This is a genomic window from Nocardiopsis sp. iso_25 (genome assembly GCF_056173305.1).
Genome location: NZ_CM149667.1, coordinates 78,188 through 99,029 on the forward strand (window position 1 = coordinate 78,188; position 20,842 = coordinate 99,029).

Annotated in this window: 18 protein-coding genes and 1 tRNA gene; 13 read left to right on the forward strand and 6 right to left on the reverse strand. The window is 73.5% G+C overall.

What is annotated here, in order from left to right; genetic code table 11:
* Positions 1–185 precede the first annotated feature (185 nt).
* Entirely contained in the window at positions 186–953 is a 768-nt protein-coding gene (locus AC0VX6_RS00305; protein ID WP_449411439.1) for an FhaA domain-containing protein, read from the reverse strand.
* A gap of 230 nt (positions 954–1,183) precedes the next feature.
* Between AC0VX6_RS00305 and AC0VX6_RS00310 the strand changes: the two genes are divergently transcribed.
* Positions 1,184–1,266, forward strand: a tRNA-Leu gene (locus tag AC0VX6_RS00310).
* A gap of 570 nt (positions 1,267–1,836) precedes the next feature.
* On the opposite strand, the gene AC0VX6_RS00315 is transcribed toward AC0VX6_RS00310, so the two are convergent.
* On the reverse strand, positions 1,837–4,257 hold the full coding sequence (locus AC0VX6_RS00315) for a beta-xylosidase/alpha-l-arabinosidase (protein WP_274975640.1): 2,421 nt from the start codon (positions 4,255–4,257) through the stop codon (positions 1,837–1,839).
* Between the two features lie 350 nt (positions 4,258–4,607).
* Here AC0VX6_RS00315 and AC0VX6_RS00320 point away from each other — a divergent pair, with 350 nt between their 5' ends.
* Entirely contained in the window at positions 4,608–5,231 is a 624-nt protein-coding gene (locus AC0VX6_RS00320; protein WP_274975641.1) for a TenA family protein, read from the forward strand.
* 324 nt (positions 5,232–5,555) lie between these two features.
* On the opposite strand, the gene AC0VX6_RS00325 is transcribed toward AC0VX6_RS00320, so the two are convergent.
* Entirely contained in the window at positions 5,556–6,083 is a 528-nt protein-coding gene (locus tag AC0VX6_RS00325; protein WP_475467071.1) for an SSI family serine proteinase inhibitor, read from the reverse strand.
* Positions 6,084–6,161: 78 nt separating this feature from the next.
* On the opposite strand from AC0VX6_RS00325, the gene AC0VX6_RS00330 reads away from it, so the two are divergent.
* The 7 genes from AC0VX6_RS00330 to pheA all read left to right on the forward strand — a co-directional run bounded on the left by AC0VX6_RS00330 (position 6,162) and on the right by pheA (position 13,141).
* Positions 6,162–6,494, forward strand: coding sequence for a rhodanese-like domain-containing protein (locus AC0VX6_RS00330; RefSeq protein ID WP_274975643.1), 333 nt, complete (start codon positions 6,162–6,164; stop codon positions 6,492–6,494).
* 237 nt (positions 6,495–6,731) lie between these two features.
* Positions 6,732–8,717 carry a sensor histidine kinase gene (locus tag AC0VX6_RS00335; protein WP_274975644.1) on the forward strand — a complete coding sequence of 662 codons (1,986 nt, stop codon included), beginning with the start codon at positions 6,732–6,734 and terminating at the stop codon, positions 8,715–8,717.
* Between the two features lie 124 nt (positions 8,718–8,841).
* Complete coding sequence (locus tag AC0VX6_RS00340) at positions 8,842–9,456, forward strand: ATP-binding protein (protein ID WP_274975645.1); 615 nt, start codon at positions 8,842–8,844, stop codon at positions 9,454–9,456.
* A gap of 108 nt (positions 9,457–9,564) precedes the next feature.
* A complete protein-coding gene (locus AC0VX6_RS00345; RefSeq protein WP_013156254.1) occupies positions 9,565–9,921 on the forward strand; it encodes an STAS domain-containing protein in 357 nt (118 codons plus the stop codon).
* An 11-nt stretch (positions 9,922–9,932) separates the two neighbouring features.
* Positions 9,933–10,781 (forward strand): glycosyltransferase, encoded by an 849-nt coding sequence (locus AC0VX6_RS00350; protein WP_475467074.1) that lies wholly within the window; start codon positions 9,933–9,935, stop codon positions 10,779–10,781.
* Positions 10,782–10,817: 36 nt separating this feature from the next.
* Positions 10,818–12,092 (forward strand): DUF4446 family protein, encoded by a 1,275-nt coding sequence (locus AC0VX6_RS00355; RefSeq protein ID WP_475467076.1) that lies wholly within the window; start codon positions 10,818–10,820, stop codon positions 12,090–12,092.
* A gap of 101 nt (positions 12,093–12,193) precedes the next feature.
* Positions 12,194–13,141, forward strand: coding sequence for a prephenate dehydratase (gene pheA, locus AC0VX6_RS00360; protein WP_274975648.1), 948 nt, complete (start codon positions 12,194–12,196; stop codon positions 13,139–13,141).
* Between the two features lie 128 nt (positions 13,142–13,269).
* Here pheA and AC0VX6_RS00365 read toward each other — a convergent pair whose 3' ends face one another.
* Positions 13,270–13,443, reverse strand: a complete 174-nt coding sequence (locus AC0VX6_RS00365; RefSeq protein ID WP_274975649.1) for a mechanosensitive ion channel — start codon at positions 13,441–13,443, stop codon at positions 13,270–13,272.
* A gap of 111 nt (positions 13,444–13,554) precedes the next feature.
* Here AC0VX6_RS00365 and serS point away from each other — a divergent pair, with 111 nt between their 5' ends.
* Positions 13,555–14,826, forward strand: a complete 1,272-nt coding sequence (gene serS, locus AC0VX6_RS00370; protein ID WP_475467078.1) for a serine--tRNA ligase — start codon at positions 13,555–13,557, stop codon at positions 14,824–14,826.
* A gap of 97 nt (positions 14,827–14,923) precedes the next feature.
* Here serS and AC0VX6_RS00375 read toward each other — a convergent pair whose 3' ends face one another.
* The gene (locus AC0VX6_RS00375; protein WP_212642001.1) at positions 14,924–15,469 is read right to left on the reverse strand and encodes a bacterial proteasome activator family protein; all 546 of its coding nucleotides are present in this window, start codon (positions 15,467–15,469) and stop codon (positions 14,924–14,926) included.
* Between the two features lie 33 nt (positions 15,470–15,502).
* Positions 15,503–16,477 (reverse strand): NAD(P)H-quinone oxidoreductase, encoded by a 975-nt coding sequence (locus AC0VX6_RS00380; protein WP_274975651.1) that lies wholly within the window; start codon positions 16,475–16,477, stop codon positions 15,503–15,505.
* A 180-nt stretch (positions 16,478–16,657) separates the two neighbouring features.
* On the opposite strand from AC0VX6_RS00380, the gene AC0VX6_RS00385 reads away from it, so the two are divergent.
* The 3 genes from AC0VX6_RS00385 (at position 16,658) to AC0VX6_RS00395 (ending at position 20,835) form a co-directional block, all read left to right on the forward strand.
* Complete coding sequence (locus AC0VX6_RS00385) at positions 16,658–18,712, forward strand: MinD/ParA family ATP-binding protein (protein WP_475467080.1); 2,055 nt, start codon at positions 16,658–16,660, stop codon at positions 18,710–18,712.
* A gap of 107 nt (positions 18,713–18,819) precedes the next feature.
* Positions 18,820–19,728 carry a universal stress protein gene (locus tag AC0VX6_RS00390; RefSeq protein WP_475467081.1) on the forward strand — a complete coding sequence of 303 codons (909 nt, stop codon included), beginning with the start codon at positions 18,820–18,822 and terminating at the stop codon, positions 19,726–19,728.
* 180 nt (positions 19,729–19,908) lie between these two features.
* Positions 19,909–20,835 carry a universal stress protein gene (locus AC0VX6_RS00395; protein WP_274975654.1) on the forward strand — a complete coding sequence of 309 codons (927 nt, stop codon included), beginning with the start codon at positions 19,909–19,911 and terminating at the stop codon, positions 20,833–20,835.
* Positions 20,836–20,842: the final 7 nt, after the last annotated feature.

A 20,842-nucleotide genomic window follows, 5' to 3' on the forward strand; every position in this document is an offset into this window, starting at 1 on the left:
CCTTCGGGTCGGTGAGTCTCGAGGTCGCTGGACGCGGCCTTCGGCCGCGGCCATTGTGCCCGATCGGTCAGGTCTTCGCGGAGACTACCTTCCCGGCCGGATATCCGACAGCGGGCCTGAGCCCGGCCCGCCCCTTGTCAGACGCCGGCGGAACCGCGTTGGTTTTCCGGTTCCGCCACTGGACGTCAGTCGCGGCGGAACGTCATGGTGGTGCGGCCGAGGCTGATCCTGCTGCCGTCCACCAGGCGGGCCTGCCTGACCTGTTGTCCGTTGACGAAGGTCCCGTTCGTGGACCCCTTGTCCACGAGGACGGCCTCGTCGCCGTCCAGCCGGATCTCCACGTGGTGACGGGAGACGCCGTTGTCGACCAGGCGCAGGTCGCAGTCGGTGCCGCGGCCCAGGAGGGTGACCGGGGTGGTCAGCTCGAAGGACTGCTGCATCCCGTGGCTGGCGATGGCGCCCTCGGCGGCGGCGCCGCCGGGGGAGATCAGCAGGCGCGGACGCCCGGCCTGCTGCTGGCCCCCGCTGGGACCGGGGTCGCCGACGGGCTGGCGGACCTCGCCGTCCTTGCCGACCATGGTGCCCCGCACGACGCCGGAGCGGATGCGGAAGCGGCCGGTCTTGAGGCCTTCGTCGGACCTGAAGTGCACGCGGACCGGCCCGACGAAGGAGTAGCCCTGCTCCGTGGCGTAGTCGCGTGCCAGCTTGGACAGCTCCTGCCCCAGGCTGTCGGCGTAGACTTCGAGGCGCTCCTTGTCGCTGCTGGCCAGCTCGACGATGAAGTCGTTCGGAACCAGGGTGCGGCCCTGGGCGACGATGGCCGCCCGCTCGTCCATCTCACGTTGGACGGCGCTCGCCACCTCGACCGGTTGGAGCTCGGACTTGAAGGCCATCGCGAAGGTGCCTTCGATCATGCCCTCAAGCCTGCGCTCGAAGCGTTGGAGCACTCCCACGAGGTACCTCCCTTTGTACTCCACTTCGTATGTGTAGACGATCGTAACCGGGTCAAGGTGCCCCTGGTTTCAGGCACACCCCCGGGACGGCCGCCCGAGGGCCGCGGACCGGTGGTCCGAAAAGCGTGTGCGACCCACCTTCAGACCGTGCTAGCCTTATGCATGTCGCCAGGGGGAAACGGCCGAAAAGCCCGGTTCACCTGGCAACACAACTGAATGGCATGTCACTCGGGCGGGTGGCGGAACGGTAGACGCGCACGGTTCAGGTCCGTGTGTCCGAAAGGATGTGAGGGTTCAAATCCCTCCTCGCCCACGTTGCGCGGGTTGCTGCTCGCTGACCTCCGGTCGGCTCGCGGCAGCCCGCGGTTTCTTTTTCGGGGGGCGACCCCCGTGCCCCCGGTTGGCGCGGGTTGCTGCCCGCTGACCTCCGGTCGGCTCGCGGCAGCCCGCGGTTTCTTTTTCGGGGGGCGACCCCCGTGCCCCCGGTTGGCGCGGGTTGCTGCTCGCTGACCTCCGGTCGGCTCGCGGCAGCCCGCGGTTTCTTTTTCGGGGGGCGACCCCCGTGCCCCCGGTTGGCGCGGGTCGCTGCCCGCGGTCGGCCTTGGGGCACGACTTCTTCGTACCCCGGTGGCGTCAGGTTACCCGGCGAGGGTCGTTCGACCGCTCCACTGCTTTCCCGCTTCTCCTGGTCCCTCCCTCCGGCCCCGCGGCCGGACAGGGAGCGCACCACGGGCCGGGACCGGGCCGGGCGTCCCCGCCCGGCCCGGTCCCGGCACCCGTGTCCTCAGCCCCGGTCCCCCCTCTCCCCTCGGTCACCCACTCCAGCCGTTCGCGGATCGAGACCCGTTCCGGTGAGGCCTCGATCCGGTCGGAGGAGCGGTGCTCAGCCGCGTGCGGCGACCTCCTCCCGGTCGGACCCGCCGGGCCGGTCGACGGGGTCGAGCTGGACACCGCAGGCCAGGCGCCGGGTGTGGTCCACGACGCGCGTGGGCCCGTCGAGCAGGACCGGCACGGTGTGCCGGACGTCCTCGCTGGACGCGGACAGCAGCAGCTCCAGGCGGCCGGGTTCGACGAGGCGCCGCCCGTCCGGGCCGGTGTAGGAGGCCAGGTCGGCGTGGACGGAGAAGTCCACTGCCCGAGCCTCCCCGGGCTCCAGGTGCACCCGCGCGTAGCCGACCAGCTGTCTGCGGGGTCTGGCCACCTGGGCGACGGGGTCGTGCAGGTAGAGCTGGACGACCTCGGTCCCGGCGGCGCCGCCGACGTTGCGGACGGTGCAGCCCACGGTGACCTCGCCGTCGGTGCCCACCCTGGGGACCTTCTCCGGTCGGACGGCGCCCGCGTCCACACGCGGGTCCTCCCAGACGAACCGGGTGTAGGACAGGCCGTGGCCGAAGGGGTGGCGCGGGGCGGGGTCCACCGAGCTGACCTCGCTGCGGTGGGCCAGGTCGGGGCCCAGGTAGGTGGCGGGCTGGCCGCCGGGCGCGCGCGGCACGGACACCGGCAGGCGCCCGCTGGGGTTGACCCGGCCCGAGAGCACCCCCGCCACGGCGGGCATGCCCTCCTCGCCGGGAAGGAATGCCTGGACGACGGCGGCCAGCCGGTCGGCGACCGGGCCCAGCGCGTAGGGCCGTCCGGACACCACCACCGCGACCACGGGGGTGCCGGTGTCGGCCAGGGCCTCCAGGAGCTCCTGCTGGACCCCGGGGAGGCGCAGGTCCTCGGCGTCGCAGCCCTCGCCGGAGGTGCCCCGGCCGAACAGGTCGGAGCGGTCGCCCACCACGGCCACGCACACCCGGGCGCGCCCGGCCGCCGACACGGCCTCGGCGAAGCCGTCGGTGGAGTCGCCGTCCACCGAGCACCCGGCGCGGTGCTCGACGCGGACGCCGGGCAGTTCGGCGCCCAGGGACTCCAGCAGGGTGGGGATCTCCACGCCGACGGCGGTGCCGGGGTGGCGCCTGCCCACGTGGGCGGGGAAGGAGTAGCAGCCGAGCACGGCGTCGGCGGTGTCGGCGAGCGGGCCGACCAGGGCCAGGCCCCCGGTGTCGGCCAGGGGGAGCGCGTCGTCGGTGTTGGAGAGCAGGACCACCGAGCGCTCGGCGAGTTCGCGGGCCAGCGCGCGGTGTTCGGCGGGGTCCAGGTCCACGGGGACGGCGGGGTCCCCGGGCTCCGGAGACCAGTCGGCGTCGAGCAGTCCCAGCTGGCACTTCTGCGTCAGCACGCGCCGGGCGGCCCGGTCGACCAGCTCCTCGGGCACCTCGCCCGAGCGGACCAGGGCGGTGAGCCGGTCGCCGTAGCAGTGCACGGTGGGCAGCTCGACGTCCACGCCCGCGGTCAGGGCCAGGGCGCCGGCCCGCTCGGCGGAGTCGGCGACGCGGTGCAGGGTCTGGAGGAAGGCGATGCCGAAGTAGTCGGCCACCACGGTGCCCTCGAAGCCCCACTGGTCGCGCAGCAGGCCGGTGAGCAGGCGCGTGTCCGCGGCGGCGGGCACCCCGTCGTTGTCGTTGTAGGCGGACATGACCGACCCGGCGCCTCCGTCGCGCACGGCCATCTCGAAGGGGGGCAGCAGGACGTCGGCGAACTCGCGCGGGCCGATCGAGACCGGCGCGAGGTTGCGGCCGCCGCGGGAGGCCGAGTAACCCGTGAAGTGCTTGAGGGTGGCCACGATCCCGGCGGACTGGAGGCCGCGCACGTAGGCGGTGCCCACGGTCGCCACGAGGTGGGGGTCCTCGCCGATGGTCTCCTCGGTGCGGCCCCAGCGGGGATCGCGGGACACGTCCAGCACGGGGGCCAGGCCCTGGTGGACGCCGACCCGGCGCATGCTCGCGCCGATCTGCGCGGCCATCCGCTCGACCAGTTCGGGGTCGAAGCTGGCGCCCCAGGCCAGGGGGACCGGGTAGATCGTCGCGGTCCAGGCGGCGAACCCGGCCAGGCACTCCTCGTGGGCCAGGGCCGGGATGCCGAAGCGGTTGGCGGCCATGATCTCCCGCTGGCTGCGGGCCAGCGACGCCCGGCCGGCGGCGGGATCGACCGGGGCGGTGCCGAAGGGCCGGGTGAGCTGGCCGAGGCCGTGCTCGATGACCTCCTCCCAGGCGGGGGGCTCCTGGGTGAGGTCGTGCTGGTGCGGTGCGACGGCCTCGCCGGAGGCGTCCGCGCTCACCCACACACCGTGAAGCTGGGCGACCTTCTCCTCCAGGGTCATCGATCCCAGCAGTCGCTCGACGCGCGTCGCGCCGGGGAGGGAGGGGTTCCGCCAACCGTCGTCGGCGGCCTCCCGGTCCGCGACGTGTTCCGAGGGTCCGGTCATGTGGGTGGGCCTTTCTGTGCTCAGTGGGGATGCGGGGGAGTGGTGTGTCCGGATGGTGGCCCGCGCGCCATGGAATTCCGAAACTTTCGAGTCTAGTATCGAAACTTACTGACGGAGAATGTACGTAGTCGCGGTAGGCAGGTCAACCCCCGTGAGAGATATACGTCACAGGAAGGTGGTGACCTGCAGTGCCGAAAAGAGGGCCTGTCGGCAGCGGAGAAGGGGTTTCGTCAGGCACGTCCAGGGGAATCCGATGAGGCCCGAAACTTTCGGAAAGGCGGCCGGGGGCAGCCGCCCGGGCCGTCCGGGCCGCCCGGAATCTCCGAAGGGGCGGATGGGACACTTCGGGCGTGGGAATTCTCGAACGACTCCATGAGATCGGGCGGCCGCTGGTCGCCGAGCAGCTGGCGCACCCGACCGTCGCCGGGATCGCCCGGGGCGACCTGGACGAGCGCGCCTTCCGGTACTGGCTGGAGCAGGACCACCTCTACCTGCTCGACTACGCGCGGGCCTTCTCCCGGCTGGCCTGGCAGGCCCCCGACGGACACCTCGCCGACCTGGTGGGCATCGCGCACAGCACCCTCAACGAGGAACTGGAGCTGCACCGCTCCCTGTCCGGGGAGTTCGGCGCCGACCTGACCACCCGGGACAAGGGCCCGGCGTGCGCGGCCTACACCGCCTGGCTGCTCGACGCCGCCGCCGACTACCGCGACGGGCTCGCCGCGGTGTACCCGTGCATGTGGGGCTACAACCAGCTCGGGCTCGCGCTCGCCGAGAGCCGCCCGGAGGAGCCGCGCTACCGCCGGTGGGTCGACACCTACGCCGACCCGGAGTTCACCACCCTCACCGGGCACTACGGGAGGATGCTGGAGGAGGCCGCTCCGGAGCCCGCGCGCGCCGAGCGCCTCTTCCTGGAGGGCATGCGCCACGAGGTGGCCTTCTGGGACACGCCGCACACCGCGCGCACCGCCTGAACCGCGCGCACGCGCGGCGGGTTTCGGCTCCGGGGCGGTCGGGCCGGCGACTCCCACCCGGTCCGCGCGCACGCGCGACGGGGAGCCCGCGGTTGTCCACAGCACAGAGAACGCTCTGGTGTCGCTTGTCGGTCGGCGCCTAGCCTTGATGCGGGGGGACCAGGTTCCGCCGACGGGCGCCTCACACGCCCCCGTGTCCATGGTCTCCCGGTCGGCCCTTCGGAGGCGATCCCCTTCCGCTGCCTGTGGACGGACGGCGCACGCGCGACGGGGAGCCGGGCGGCGCGGCCCGGCTTCCCGCTCTGCCGTCGGGTGCCGCCCCAGTCAGGGGTTGAGCACCGTGGACAGGGTCTCGAAGCGCTCGATCTCGCAGCCGTTGCGCTTGTTGAACTCGGTGTCGACCTCGGTTCCGCCGACGTGCCCGGTCACGTGGACGACCTCGGGGCCGCCCACCTGCATCGTGCACATCATGTCGGAGGTGTCGCCGCTGCTGAAGGGGCCGGTGCCGACCGCCTCGATCTCGGCGCAGGCCGCCTCGGGGTCGGGGTGGTCGCCGCCCGCGGGGGAACAGGTGAGGGTCCACATCCCCTCCTCGTAGCCCTCCGCGGGCTCCAGGCCCTCGTCCCCGCTGAGAGTGCGTTCGATGGTGAGGCTGGTCTCGGCCTCCCCGTCCCCGGTCTCCCCCGGGGACGGGGAGGCCGCGTCGGAGGCGGAGGAGCTGGTGTCGTCGGGTGCGGACTCGGGTGCGTTCACCTCGGCGGGTTCGTTGCCGCAGGCCGTGAGGAGCAGGCCAAGGGCTGCGAGGGCGGCGAGGCGGACCGGCAGGGCCGTCGCGAAGGTGTGCTGAGCCATACAGTTCGGACGCGGGGGGTTTCCGACGGGTTCCCCCGATTCTCACATTTTTCGGAGTACACGGATACAGGGGGTCACATGTTCGGCAGCGGTGTTCCGGAGGCCAACGCCACCGAGGTGCCCGAGGGCGCCTACCTCCTCGACGTCCGCGAGGACGACGAGTGGAACGCGGGCCACGCGCCCGACGCGACGCACATCCCGCTCGGCCGGCTCAACGAGCGCGCGGGCGAGATCCCGCGCGACCAGCGGGTCTACGTCGTCTGCCGCGTGGGCGGCCGCTCGGCGCAGGCCGTCGCGGCGATGAACCAGGCCGGGTGGGACGCGGTCAACGTCTCCGGCGGCATGCAGGCCTGGCAGCACGCCGGACGCGACATGGCCGCGGAGGGCGGCGCGGAGCCCCGGGTGATCTAGGGAGTGTTCCGCGGAGGCTTTCGGATCGGCGAGCGGCCGTCCGGGTAATCTCTCGCAAGACGGTTCGCGCAGGTCAGCCTGGTTGGCTTTTCAAGCGAAACCGGTGCAGCGAGAGGCAGCCCGGTGGTCGCGAGCCCGAAATGGTCCGAGGAACACGACCCAGCGCGCCGGAGCCGATTTGGCTCCGATTGCGCAAAGCCCTGCCCCCGGGCCGCTCCCGGGTGGCACTATGACGTCGTGAGTTCCGAGCGCGCGCCCCTCAGCGCCGAAGCCGTGCTGGCCGCCTCAGCGGACGCGGTGGTCTGCGTCGACAGCGAACTCCGAGTCACCCTCTGGAACCCGGCCGCCGAACGGTTGTTCGGCTGGCGTGCGGAGGAGGTGCTCGGGGGCGAGCTGCCGATCGTCCCCGCCGAGCTGAGGGCCGAGCACGGCGCGGTGCTCGAACACGTGCGCGCCGGAACCCCGCTGTCCATCCACACCCGCCGGGTGCGCAGGGACGGCGCGGTCGTCGACGTGCGGATCAACACCAACCGGGTGCCCGGCGCCGACGGCGGCGTGGCCGGGTGGGTGCTCAACCTCTACCCCTCCGACAGCGACGTGCAGGCCCGCTCCTCGGCGATGGAGCGGGCCCGTCTCGTGCGGCGGCTCACCGACGTGGTCGTCGACATCAACGCCGACCTCAGCCTCAAGACCGTGCTCGACCGCATCTCCCGCGGCATCACCGAGCTCACCGGGGCGGACGCGGGCGGCTTCGTCCTGCTCAACGAGGACCGCGTGGAGCTGGTCAGCATCTCGGAGCTGTCGGAGGACCTCCAGGGGTTCAGCTCGGCGCTGGACGACAGCCTGTTCGGTGAGCTGCTGCGCAGCGGCAAGTCCGTGCTGCTGGCCAACGAGGACACCCGCGGCCTCCAGGACCTGGTCTGGGCCGACCTGCCCGGGCTGCACACCATCGCGCTGGGCGTGTCCAACGTGCACGGCCGCCCCTACGGCGCCCTCTACGCGCTCTACAGCCAGCGCAAGGTCGGGCACGTGGAGCTGGAGCTGCTCGAACTGCTCGCCGCGCACGCCGGGGTGGCGATCGGCAACGCGCTGGCCTACGAGGAGCTCAACCGCCAGCGAGTCCACGAGCAGGCCGTGGCCGACTCCAGCGCCGACGGTATCGCCGTGCTCGACTTCGGCGGCCGGGTGCGCAAGTGGAACCGGTCGGCGGTGGAGCTCACCGGCTACCCGGCCGAGGTGATGGAGGGGCGCCACCCGCCCTTCCCGCTGCCCGCCTGCCACGGCCAGCCCGTCAAGCACAAGCTCCGCGACGGCCGCTGGCTGGAGATCCTGATGGCGCAGATCCCGCGCACCCACGAGTGGGTGGTGGACTTCCGCGACATCACCGCGCAGAAGGCCATGGAGGACGAGCGCGAGGAGTTCCTGGCCACGAGCGGACACGAGCTGCGCACACCCATCACCGTCATCCACGGCTACGCCACCACCCTCCTGCGCAAGTGGTCCCGGCTCAGCCCGGACTCGCAGTACCAGGCCGTCGGCACCATCGCGGAGCGCTCCTCCGCCCTGGCCGCGCTGGTGGACCGGCTCCAGCTGGGCTCGGACGTGGCGCGCGGCGAGATGCGGGTCGGCCGCGAACGGTTCGACCTGCCCGAGGTGCTGCGGCAGGCGGTCAGCGCCTTCCGGCCCCTGTCCGACCGGCACGACGTCACCCTGGACGACCTGCCCGGCCTCCCGCCCACGGCGGGAGACCCGCTGGCCACGAGCATGATCATGGACCAGCTGCTGGACAACGCCCTCAAGTTCTCGCCCCGGGGCGGGGCCGTGCGCGTGAGCGCGCGGGAGGAGGGCGACGCCGTCGCGGTCGTGGTCGACGACGAGGGCGTGGGCCTGCGCCCGGGCGACGAGGAGCGGATCTTCGACCGCTTCGTGCAGTCCGGGGTGCGCGGTGAGGAGTCCCGCTTCGGCGGGCTCGGTCTCGGCCTCTACATCGTGCGCCAGCTGGCCAGGGACCAGGGCGGCGACGTGACCGCCCAGCGCCTGGAGCGCGGGACGCGCATGCGGTTCACCGTGCCGCTGCACTCCGGCGGGGGCGAGGGGGCCTCTGCACGCGGCGAACCGCTCCACAGGCAACCTGAGTCCCAGGAGACAACAAAAACCTCACCAACCCCCGAACCCCTGTCCCGTCAGCGATCCCCGCGCCGACGTGCGAGCCGTACACCGTGATTCACCTCGCGGTGGGTTTCCTCCCGAGGTGAACGGGGCATTTCCACCCCTGGTGGAATTCGCTGGCACACATCGGGCGGGTTCCGGACGGCCCGAGAAAGCACCAACGCGCAGGGATTTCGACGTGTCAGGAGACCACACCCCACTCGACGCGGGGGACAGCCCGCACAAGGTCGAGCGGAGCGTCACGCTCCCCCACACCCCCGCCACCGTGGCCGGTGCCAGGCAGCGGCTCTGCCGCGACCTCCGCGCCATGTGCGTCAGCGAGGAGTGCGTGGACGACGCGGCCCTCGTCCTCAGTGAACTCGTCAGCAACGCCCTCCGCCACGCCCGCCCCCTGCCCACCCCCGAGAACCCCGAGGACAGCGTCGGCGTGTCCTGGCGGGCCGAGGTGGACCGCGGGTCGGGGGCGTGCGGCTGGGTGGAGATCGCCGTACGCGACGGCGGCTCCAGCACCATGCCCCGGGTGGCGCGGCCCTCGGTCTCCGGCCTGGGCGGCCGGGGCCTGGGCATCGTCCAGTCCCTGTCCGGCCGCTGGGGCACCGAGATGGACGCGACCACCACCACGGTGTGGGCGGTCCTGGAGATCCCCGCCGAGGGCTCCGCCGCCGAGGAGGAGGACACGACCCGGGGGCTGCCGGAGGGTTTCGGGGCGAACCCGTACCCGGACGCCGCCGACGTCGTCGAGCTGCGGCTGGGCGCCGCCGAGGACACCAGGGCCCGCAGCGCCCTGCTCTGAGGGAGGCCGCCGCACGGCGGCGCCGCCACCGCGGAGGAACGTCACCGATGTCGCGAAACACCGCCAACGAGGTGGCCCGGCGCTGGTGGGGCCGCTACAGTCACGACTGTGGAGTTGAAGATATCAAGCCGGTCTCAGCAAGACGTCGCGGTGGTAACCGTTGGCGGTGAGATCGACCTGTACACGGCACCCCAGTTGCGTGACGAGCTCATCGGAGCCCTGGAGGACGGGGCGCGACGGCTGGTCGTCGACATGTCGCGGGTGGAGTTCTGCGACTCGACCGGCATCAGCGTGCTGCTCTCCGCCATGAAGCGCTCCCGCGACAAGGACGGCGACCTGGAACTCGTGGCTCCGAGGCCCGCGGTGACCAAGGTCCTGGAGGTGACCGGGCTCGACGCGGTGTTCGTCATCCACCCCGACCTCGACGCGTTGCCGGTGGCCGCGGGAACCGGCACCGCCCAGTAGACGGGACGCGCGTGCTTCGTGGGGAGGGCGCCGGTCCCGAGGGGACCGCGATCGCCGTGGTCATCGCAGCCAAGGACGAGGCGGTGCGCGTGGGCAGCACCGTCGAGGCCGCCCGCGCACTGCCCGGGGTGGACCTGGTCGTCGTGGTCGACGACGGCTCCGCCGACCGCACGGCCGAGCTCGCGCTCGACGCCGGGGCCCGGGTGATCAGGCACAGCCGCAACCGCGGCAAGGGGGCCGCGATGGAGACGGGCGCGGAGGGCGTCCGGCTCATCGAGGAGCACGAGGCGGGGGACGGGACCCCGCGCTCCCCCCGACACCTGCTGTTCCTGGACGCCGACCTGGAGGCGACCGCCGCGGAGGCGGCGCCGCTCGTCGAACCGGTCCGCGACGGCAAGGCCGACATGACCATCGCCCTCTTCCCCGCGACCCGCATGCGCCTGGGCGGCCACGGGTTCGTGGTGCGCCTCGCGCGCGGCGGCGTCCGCAAGGCCACCGGGTGGGAGCCCGAGCAGCCCCTCAACGGCCAGCGCTGCCTCACGCGCGCGGCCTTCGAGGCGGCCAGGCCGCTGGCCCCCGGCTTCGGCGTGGAGACCGGCCTGACCATCGACGTGCTGAGGGCGGGCTACCGGGTCCTGGAGGTGGGGGTGCCGCTGGAGCACCGGGCCACCGGCACCGACCTGCGTGCTCAGCTGCACCGGGCCCACCAGTTCGCGGACGTGGCCAGGGCCCTGGCGGTGCGCGAACTGCGGCCCACCGTGCGGCGCGGGTGGGACCGCACCCGTGAGCGCACGCGCACGGCGGGACGGCAACTGTCCCGCAAAATCGGGCACATGACTTGGAGAAACCGCCCGAAGTAGCCACATGGGTGCACTGTGTAGCTATACGCTCGCTCCGTGTTCACTACGATCCTGGCTTTGACGGGAATGCTCTCGGGACTGGGCGCGCTCGCCCTCGGCTGGCACGCGCTGTCCAGTGCCCGTGTGGTCGGCAGCGAGTCCCGGGCACTCGCCCAGCGGGCCGCCGCGGTCAGCGCCTCGGGCGTGGACCCCTTCGCCGTGCGCGACGTGGCGGTGCTCCACTACGACGCCCTGGAGGAGATGTCGGGCGCCCGCTCCTTCTCCCTGGCGCTGCTCAACAGCGAGGGCGACGGCGTCGTCGTCACCTCCATCAACGGGCGCACCGAGTCGCGCACGTACGCCAAGGCGGTGGTGGGCGGGGAGTGCGACACCCTGCTCAGCCCGGAGGAGTACCGGGTCGTCAGGTCGGCCCGCCTGGGGGAGGGCGTCGGCGCCGCCGCGACCGCGGGAAGCCCCTCGGCGCAGGCGGTGTCCTCGGCCGGGGGCCGTCCGACGCCCCCGTCCGCCGCCCGGGAGGAGCCCGGATCCCTGTCGTCCCGGGACGGGGAGCGGGGCGCGCGTGAGGACGCGGAGGCCGTTGACGCCGGCCCGGTCCGGGAGCGGGGCGAGGAAGCCCCGGCAGCCTCGACCGTCCCGAACGGCACGGGCGCGACCCGGGAGAACGTCGAACCGGCTCCGGCGGGCCCGTCAGCACGGACGGCCCGCGCCACCGAACCCGTCGCGGATGACGACCGAGAGGCTTCCGAGGTCATGCCAGCCTCAACCGGCACGGGAGCCTCAGCCGCCCCGGGCGGCGACCGGGAGGCACCGGACGCCGCTCCGGTCTTCTCCAACGCCACGGGTGATCAGCACGGTGCTCCGGCCACCGGGGCTACTGCGGACCCCGAAGCCCCGGTCGCCTCTGAGGTCGCGGACGACGGCCGAGAGGCCGCCTCCGCGGCCCCGGCCGTCCGGCCCGCCTCAACTGCTCCGTCGGCCTCGTCCAACCCAGCAGTCCCGGGCGGCGACCGGGAGGAGCAGGAGCCCCGCGGCCTCGTCTCCGTGATCCGCAGGACCATCGGGCGCGTCGGCGCCGACCGCCGACCCCCCGTCGCGGCCGTGCGTTCGGGCGTCGGAGCGGCGAGGCCGATCGCCTCCGCCAACGTCACGGTGCGACCGGGGCCCTCCGCCACCGCGGCGGGCAGCACCGGGAGCCCGGCCACCGGGAACGCGACGGCCGCCCGGCCGAGCCCGGAGGCCCCGGCCGACGAGGAGACCGGCGGGGAGGGCGCCCGGGAGGCGGACGCCTCCGCGTCGGAGGCGCGCAGGTGACCGCTCCGACACGGCCCGGACTCCGGTCCGGCCCCGGACACGGGCCCGCGCCGCGTCCCGAACCGCCGCACCCGGCGCACCGGTCCGTATAGCCTGGTGTTATGCCCAACCGCTACGCCTACCTCGGCCCCGAGGGCACCTTCACCGAAGCCGCGCTGCGCAATCTGCGTCCGGACGCGCCCGACGAGGCCCGCGTCCCCTGCGAGGGGGTCGCCGCGGTCTTCGACGCGGTCCGCTCCGGCGCGGTCGACGGCGGAGTCGTCCCCCTGGAGAACTCGGTCGAGGGCGGTGTCACCGCGACCATCGCCGAACTCGTCAACGGCGAACCGCTCCTCGTCACCGGCGAGACCGCGGTCCCGGTCGAGTTCTCCCTGTTCGCGCGGGGCGGGACGGTGCTTGAGGACGTCAAGCGGGTGGCCACCCACCCCCACGCCCTCGCCCAGTGCCGGGGCTGGCTCTCCCGCAACCTGCCCGACGCGGACACGCACACCGTCTCCTCCACGGCCGCCGCCGCGCGCGCCGTCTCCGAGCCCGGCGCCCCCTACGACGCGGCCATCTGCGCCGTGATCGCCGGGGAGCGCTACGGTCTGCACGCCCTGGCCTCCGGTATCGGCGACCGCTCCGACGCGGCCACCCGCTTCATCTACCTGTCCCGGCCCGGCGCCCTGCCCGGGCCCACCGGGGCCGACCTGACCTCGCTCGTCGCCTTCATCGCCGACGACCACCCCGGCGCCCTGATCGAGGTCCTCAACCAGTTCGCCGTGCGCGGGGTCAACCTCACCCGGCTGGAGTCGCGCCCCACCGGCGACCGGCTCGGCAGCTACTGCTTCTGCATCGACGCCGAGGGACACGTGGCCGAGGCCCGGGTCGGCGAGGCCCTCATGGGCATCCGGCGGGTCTGCCGGGACGTGCGCTTCCTGGGCAGCTACCCGCGCAGCGGCCGGACCACCGAGAACGACCCGCCGCTGCGGCCCCGACCGGCCACCGACGCCGACTTCGCCGAGGCCGAGCAGTGGCTGGCGCGCATCCGCGCAGGCCGGGTCGACTGAGGCCGGGCCCCGGCTCCGCGGACGGCTCCCCACGCGGCGCTCAAGCGCGGGCGGCCCCGACCGCTGGCCGCCCGCTCCCGCCCGGTCCCGGGTTCACGCTCCCCACGAACCCCCGGGACCGGTGGTCCTCAGGCCCGGACCACCTCCCTCGGGACGCCCCGGCGGACATCCTCCCCCGCGTCCGCGCGGTCCAGTTCCAGGCACAGCGCCAGCCTCAGCGCGAAGTCCTCAGGACGCGTCGCCCCCAGCACCTCCAGCGCGCTGCTGAGCTCCTCCGCGGTCATCTCGTTCAACGGCTTCACGATCGTCCCCCTCCTCGGTCTTTCACGTGAAGGACGAGGTCAGTGGGCGTCCATGACGCGGTTGCGGAAAAGATGTCGGGAGGATCGGGCCCGGACGGTAACCTGCAAGACGTGATCGACCTTCGCGCTCTTCGAGAAGACCCCGAACGACTCCGCACCTCGCAGCGGGCACGGGGGGAGGACCCCTCCGTCGCCGACCGCCTGCTCGGGCTCGACGCCGACCGCCGCTCCGCGCTGTCCCGGTTCGAGACCCTGCGCGCCGAGCAGAAGAGCGTGGGCAGGTCCGTCTCCAAGGCCTCCCCGGAGGAGCGCGAGGAACTCCTGACCCGCGCCAAGGCCCTGGCCGCCGAGGTCAAGGAGGCCGAGGCCGAGGCGGGCCGCCTCGCCGACGAGCTGGACGCCCTCCTGTCCGGCGTGCCCAACCTCGTGGAGGAGGGCGCGCCCGAGGGCGGCGTGGACGACTTCAGGATCCTGGAGACCGTCGGCACCCCCCGCTCGTTCGACTTCACCCCGCGCGACCACCTGGAGCTGGGCGAGATGCTCGGCGCCATCGACATGGAGCGGGGAGCCAAGGTCTCCGGGGCCCGGTTCTACTTCCTCACCGGCGTGGGCGCCCAGTTGGAGCTGGCGCTGCTCAACATGGCCATGAACCAGGCTGTCCAGGCGGGCTTCACGCCGATGATCCCGCCGGTGCTGGTGCGGCCCGAGACCATGGAGGGCACCGGGTTCCTCGGTTCGCACGCCGATGAGGTCTACCACCTGCCCGCCGACGACCTCTACCTCGTGGGCACCTCCGAGGTGCCGCTGGCCGGGTACCACTCGGGGGAGATCCTGCCCGCCGACGCCCTGCCCAACCGCTACATCGGCTGGTCGCCGTGCTTCCGCCGCGAGGCGGGCTCCTACGGCAAGGACACCCGCGGCATCATCCGCGTCCACCAGTTCAACAAGGTGGAGATGTTCGTCTACACCCACCCCGACCAGGCGCACGAGGAGCACAAGCGGCTGCTCGCCTGGGAGCGGGAGATGCTGGACAAACTGGAGCTGCCCTACCGCGTGGTGGACATCGCCGGCGGCGACCTGGGCACCAGCGCCGCCCGCAAGTACGACTGCGAGGCGTGGGTCCCCACCCAGGAGACCTACCGGGAGCTGACCTCCACCTCCAACTGCACCGAGTTCCAGGCCCGCCGCCTCAACGTGCGGTTCCGGGACGAGGACGGCAAGCCCCGCTTCGCCGCCACCCTGAACGGCACGCTGGCCACCACTCGCTGGATCGTCGCCATCCTGGAGAACCACCAGCGCGAGGACGGCTCCGTGGTGGTCCCCGAGGCGCTGCGCCCCTACCTGGGCCGCGACGTCCTGGAGCCGGTCGCCAAGGGCAGGTAGCACCCGGGGCCCGGCACCCTTACACCCGGGCCGCGGGGCCCCGGCGCCGGACACACGAGGAGCCCGCCCCGGCCGGGGGCGGGCTCCTCATTCGGCGCTACAGGTACGGGCCGGAGCCGTGCCGCTCCTCGTCCAGGCCGCCGGGGACGCCGGGCCCCTGGGCCTGAAGACCCGCGACGCCGGGCGGCAGGGCCTTGCGCATGTTCTCCAACTGGGCGCGGGCCGCCATCTGCTGGGCGAACAGGGTGGTCTGGATGCCGTGGAACAGCCCCTCCAGCCAGCCCACCAGCTGCGCCTGCGCGATGCGCAGCTCGGCGTCGCTGGGTGCCGCGCCCTCCGCGAACGGCAGGGTCAGCCGCTCCAGCTCCTCGATCAGCTCGGGGGCCAGACCGTCCTCCAGCTCCTTGATGGACGAGGTGTGGATCTCCTTGAGCCTGGCCCGGCTCGCCTCGTCCAGGGGAGCGGCCTTGACCTCCTCCAGGAGCTGCCGGATCATGCTGCCGATCCGCATCACCTTGGCGGGCTGCTCCACCATGTCGGCGAGGGTGCGCGGCTCCTCCGCGCCCTCCTCGCCGTCCCCGTCGCGGTCGGTTCCCATGACCAGGATCCGAGCCTGCTCCTCCGGGTTCTCTGCGCTGCTCATCAGTCCCCTTACGTGGATGTCACCGGCACGCCGTCAACGGGGAAGAAGGATCTTTCCGGTGTGCGCGCTCGTTTCCATGACGCGGTGCGCCTCCGCCGCGTTCCGCATCGGGACCGAGCGGTCGACGACGGGGCGGACGACTCCCTGTTCTACCAACGGCCACACCTGCTCGCGTACTCCCGAGACGATGGCGGCCTTCTCCTCCAGGGGGCGGGAACGCAGGGTCGTCGCGTGGACGGAGAGCCTCTTGGCGAGCATACGCCCCAGATCGGCCTCGGCGCGGCGCCCGCCCATCAGCGCGATGATCACTAGGCGGCCGTTGGTGGCCAGCGAGCGCAGGTTGGCGTCCAGGTAGGAGCCGCCCATGATGTCGAGGACGAGGTCCGCGCCGCCCGCCTCGCGCACGCGCTCGGTGAAGTCCTCCTCCTTGTAGTTGATCAGGATCTCCGCGCCCAGTTCACGGCAGCGTTCCAGCTTCTCCCCGCTGCCCGCCGTGACCGCCACCCGGGCGCCCAGGGCGCGGGCGAACTGGACCGCGAAGGTGCCGATGCCGCTGCCGCCGCCGTGGACCAGGACGGTCTCCCCGGCGCGCAGGCCGCCGACCATCACCAGGTTGGACCACACGGTGCAGGCCACCTCGGGCAGCGCGGCGGCCTCCACCAGGTCCACGCCCACGGGGACCGGCAGCAGCTGGCCCACCGGAACGGCGACCTTCTCGGCGTAGCCGCCCCCGGACAGCAGGGCGCACACCCGGTCGCCCACGGACCAGCCCGAGTCCTCGGTGCCGGGGCCGAGCTCGGCGACGGTGCCCGAGCACTCCAGCCCGGGGTACTCGGAGGCGCCGGGCGGGGGCGGGTAGTTGCCCTGGCGCTGGGAGACGTCGGCCCGGTTGGCCGCGCTCGCGGCCACGTCCACCAGGACCTCCCCCTCGCCGGGGACGGGGTCGGGAACCTCGGTCCAGGCCAGGACCTCGGGTCCGCCCGGTTCACTGATACGGATCGCGTGCATGAGCCAGACAGTACCCGGGGAGGTTCCGCGGCAGGCAACGGATTCCTCTGTTCACCTGCTCGTAAGGATGCTTCGGCGGGGGCGGGCGGGTAAGAGTGATTCCAGGGAGCGGATCCCGTCTCTTCCCCGCTGGGGTATCCCTCCCTCCACAGCACGCCCCCTTCAAGCAGGAGAACTCCGGTGGCACACCAGGAACACAACGGGTCGGGTCGAAGCTCTGAGACGGGCCCCGGACCCGCGGCCGGGGAGCACGTCGAACCCGACCGCTCGGCGGGTGACCCGGAGGAGCACGACCCGCATGCCGCCGCGCCGGGGCCGACCGCGCCCGAGCCCTCGCCCCACGACCAGTGGTTCGGCGGCTTCGAGGGCGAGGCGCCTCCGCCGCCGCCCTACGCCAGGCTGCCCGAGGACACACCGCTGCTGGGCATGGGGCACCACACGCCGCCTCCGCCGGACGGGGCGGGCGGGGCGGAGGGGTTCGGCGGTGAGCCGGAGCGGTCGGCCTCCGCTGCTCCCGAGCCTTCGGGGCTTTCCGCCGTCCCCGAGCCGGAGGGGCCCGAGCAGGAGGGGCCCGAGGCCGGTGTTCCTCCGGCCTCTTCCGGTGCTCCCGGGGTTTCCACCGGGACTCCTGAGGGCCCCGGCGCCCCCGGGCCTTCCGGAACGTCCGAGCCCCTGCTTCCCCCGCGGGCCCCCGGGGTCTCCGGACCCTCGGAGTTCCTGGCGGGTTCGGAGGCCGCCGAGTCCGCCGCCGCTGCCGAGGCCGCCGACGACAACGGCGACGGCGAGGAGGAGGGCACGGTTCGCCTGGTGCCGGGAGCCGCGCGCAGACGCCCGCAGCGGCAGCGCCTCCAGCGCCCCACCCGTCCGGGCGAGGACCCGTTGGCGCCCCGCAGGCTGCGCCCCGACCCCGACGTGCCCGAACCGGAGCAGCTGCCTCCCCTGGAGAACGAGCGCGACGACGCACGCGGCGGACCGCGCACCACGGAGCCGGTTCCGACGGAGACGGGATCGGGTCCGCTCGCCTTTCAGGCACCCGGTTCGGGCCCCGTCCGGGGACCGGGAGACGGGGGACCGGGCACGGACTCCGAGCGCCGGACCGCGCGGGACACGGGGCTGGGCGCGTGGCTGGATGAGGACTCCGGGCCGTTCCGGACCGCGTCGCCGCCGGGCGAGCCCGCCCGTCCGGCGCCGTCCCGCACCCCCGAACCGCCGTCCGCGCTCACCGGGCCCCGGGCCGACCTCGCGCCGCCACCGCCGCCGCCCGCTCCCCCGGGTTCACCGGACCGGCGCCCCGAACAGGAACGGCAGACCTCAGACGCGCTCAACGCGGCCACCCTCGTGCGCAACCGGCGCCAGGGGCCCAGCGGCGGGTGGCGCCGTGCCGTGCACGCCGCCACCCTGGGTCTGGTCAACCCGGGGGAGTCGGCCAAGGTGCTGCGCCAGCGCGAACTGGTGGCCCGAGCGAGCACACCCGTGGCTGCCGGGCACCACCGGGTGGCCGTGCTCAGCCTCAAGGGAGGGGTGGGCAAGACGACCACCACGGTCGCCCTCGGCGCGACGCTGGCCTCCCTGCGCGGCGACCGGGTGCTCGCGGTGGACGCCAACCCCGACCGCGGCACGCTGTCGGACAAGGTGCGGCTGGAGACCGCGGCGACCATCCGCGACCTGCTCAACGAGCGCCATCTGGTGTCGCGCTACGCCGACATCCGCGGGTTCACCTCGCAGGCGCCCAGCCGACTGGAGATCCTGGCCTCCGACCGCGACCCGGCGGTCTCCGAGGCCTTCAGCGACGCCGACTACCGCGAGGTCGCCCGGATCGTCGAGCACTTCTACTCCATCTGCATCACCGACTGCGGCACCGGCCTGCTGCACTCGGCGATGCGCGGGGTGCTGGGGCTGGCCGACCAGGTCGTCCTGGTCAGCTCGGCGTCCGTGGACGGGGCCCGCAGCGCCAGCGCCACCCTGGACTGGCTGGAGGCGCACGGCCACGGCGGCCTCGTCCGCGACGCCGTGGTGGTGCTGTCGATGGTGCGTTCCGACAGCAAGAGCAGCGTGGACCTGAACCGGCTGGAGGAGCACTTCTCCGGCCGGTGCCGCGACGTGGTGCGGGTGCCCTGGGACGGGCACCTGGAGGAGGGCGCGGAGGTGGACCTCGAACGGCTCGCCCCCGCCACACGGGACGCCTACCTCCAGCTGGCCGCGTCGGTCGGGGAGGCGTTCGCCTGGCAGAGGTGATGCGGTCGCGGGCGGGGCACGGCGCGCGCGGCCCCTCCCCCGCCCCCGCCCTGGTTTTCCGGGGCCCACTTCCGGACAGGGGAAGGGCGAGGGGGAAGGGGTTGGGGATGAACGCACAGGAACGCCCGCCCGCGGTCGTGGTCGGCGTGGACGGCACACCCGCCTCCCACGCCGCCCTGGTCTGGGCGACCGAGGAGGCGGCCAGGCGCGGCACACAGCTGCGGATCGTGCACGGCCTCGGGATGCCGGTGGTCATCGGCGCCTACGGGGCTGCCGGGCGCACGGCCGTCGAGGACCAGCGGGAGGCGGGGCACGACCTGCTCACCGCGGGCGCCGCGTACGCGCACCGGTCCCGGCCCGGCCTGGACGTGGCGACCGTCCTGGCGCCGGAGGACGCGCCCGCGGTCCTGCTCAACGACGCCCTGCCCGAGGACGTCGTCGTGGTGGGGTCACGGGGCCTGGGCGGGGTCCGGGCGATCATGCTGGGCTCGATCAGCGTGCGCGCCTCCTCCCACGCGCCCTGTCCCGTGGTGGTCGTTCCCAACCAGGAGAAGCCACCGCCGCGGCGCGGCCGCGTCGTGGTGGGCGTGGACGGGTCCGAGTCCTCCCGCCGCGCGCTGCGCTTCGCCCTCCACGAGGCGCTGTTGAGCGGCTCGGAGGTCGTGGTGGTCAACAGCTGGGAGGTGCCGATGCCCGCGGACGCCGAGTCGCTGGCCGCCGATGCCCGGGCCCTGCACGAGGAGATGTTCGACCGCCAGTCGGAGGAGATCGTCGCGGGCCTGCTCGCGGAGGTGGTCGACGAGCGGACCGAGCACCTGGAGATCAGTGCGATCAGGACGCAGGCCAACCCCGTGGACGCCCTTCTGGAGGCGGGCCGGGACGCGGACCTGCTGGTGGTGGGCTCGCGCGGACGCGGAGGCGTGCGGGGACTGGTGATGGGATCGGTCAGCCAGGGGGTGCTGCGGCACGCGCCGGTGCCCGTGGCCGTCCTGCCGCCGCTGGCGGAGGACGAGTGACCGGTGGAGGGGGAGTGACCGGAGGGAAGTGCGGACGAGCGAGGGGAGCGATCGGGGGAGAACGGCGGCCTGAGGGAAGTGGGCGGCCGGGGAGAGCAGGCGACCGATGCGGAACCGTGCCGTTCCCGGGGACGGCCGTCCTCCCCGGCGATGATGGACAGCGTTACCAAGGGGGGAACCATGCCAAGCAACGAGGAGCACTCGTCCAGGGTCGTGGTCGGCGTCGACGGCTCCGACCACTCCCGGGCGGCGCTGGAGTGGGCGGCCGCCGAGGCGGAGCGCAGGGGTGTGCCGCTGCGGGCCGTCCACGCGCTGGGAATGCCGCTGATCGTGTCGGCCGGCTCCGTACCCGCCCGTTTCGACCCCACCGCGGAGATCTCGGACCAGGCCGACGAGGTGCTCACCAAGGCCGCGGAGCACGTGCGCCGCGTCCGACCGTCGGTGACGGTGGAGACCGAGACCGCCCTGGAGGAGCCGCCGCTGGCGCTGCTGAGCCACAGCCGGACGCACGACGTGCTCGTGCTCGGCACACGGGGCCTGGGCACGTTCGCGTCGGTGTTCGTGGGCTCGGTGAGCGTCCGCGTGGCCGCCCAGGCGGCCTGCCCGGTCGTGGTGGTGCCCTCGCACGGGGGCAGCCCCGCGACGACCTCGCTCGGCCGGGTCGTGGTCGGCGTGGACGGTTCCAGGAACGCCCGCCGGGCGCTGCGCCTGGCCGTGGACCTGGTGCGCAAGAGCGGCGGCGAACTCGTCGTGGTCAACAGCTGGGAGGTGCCCTACCCCTACGACCCGATCGCGATGACCTCCATGGGCTACGAGCCCCAGGAGAAGCTGTTCGACCGCAAGTCCGAGGAACTGGTGGGCGAGATGCTGCTCGACGTCACCGGCAGGCGGCGCGAGGACCTCGACTTCGACGTCAGCGTGGTGCGCACCCAGGACAGCCCGGTCAACGCGCTGATGGGAGCCGCCGAGGGAGCCGACGCGATCGTGGTGGGCTCCCGGGGCCGGGGGAGCGTGCGCGGACTGCTCCTGGGCTCGGTCAGCCAGGGCGTGCTGCACCACTCCGAGATCCCGGTGGTGATCCTTCCGCACCACGCGGAGGAGGAGTAGCGAGTAG

Excerpts from the sequence above, each read along its gene's own strand:
- pheA (WP_274975648.1), top strand. The coding sequence starts at position 12,194 with ATGCCCAACCGCTACGCCTACCTCGGCCCCGAGGGCACCTTCACCGAA.
- AC0VX6_RS00375 (WP_212642001.1), bottom strand. The coding sequence starts at position 15,469 with ATGAGCAGCGCAGAGAACCCGGAGGAGCAGGCTCGGATCCTGGTCATG.
- AC0VX6_RS00380 (WP_274975651.1), bottom strand. The coding sequence starts at position 16,477 with ATGCACGCGATCCGTATCAGTGAACCGGGCGGACCCGAGGTCCTGGCC.
- AC0VX6_RS00325 (WP_475467071.1), bottom strand. The coding sequence starts at position 6,083 with ATGGCTCAGCACACCTTCGCGACGGCCCTGCCGGTCCGCCTCGCCGCC.
- AC0VX6_RS00330 (WP_274975643.1), top strand. The coding sequence starts at position 6,162 with ATGTTCGGCAGCGGTGTTCCGGAGGCCAACGCCACCGAGGTGCCCGAG.
- AC0VX6_RS00395 (WP_274975654.1), top strand. The coding sequence starts at position 19,909 with ATGCCAAGCAACGAGGAGCACTCGTCCAGGGTCGTGGTCGGCGTCGAC.
- AC0VX6_RS00315 (WP_274975640.1), bottom strand. The coding sequence starts at position 4,257 with ATGACCGGACCCTCGGAACACGTCGCGGACCGGGAGGCCGCCGACGAC.
- AC0VX6_RS00390 (WP_475467081.1), top strand. The coding sequence starts at position 18,820 with ATGAACGCACAGGAACGCCCGCCCGCGGTCGTGGTCGGCGTGGACGGC.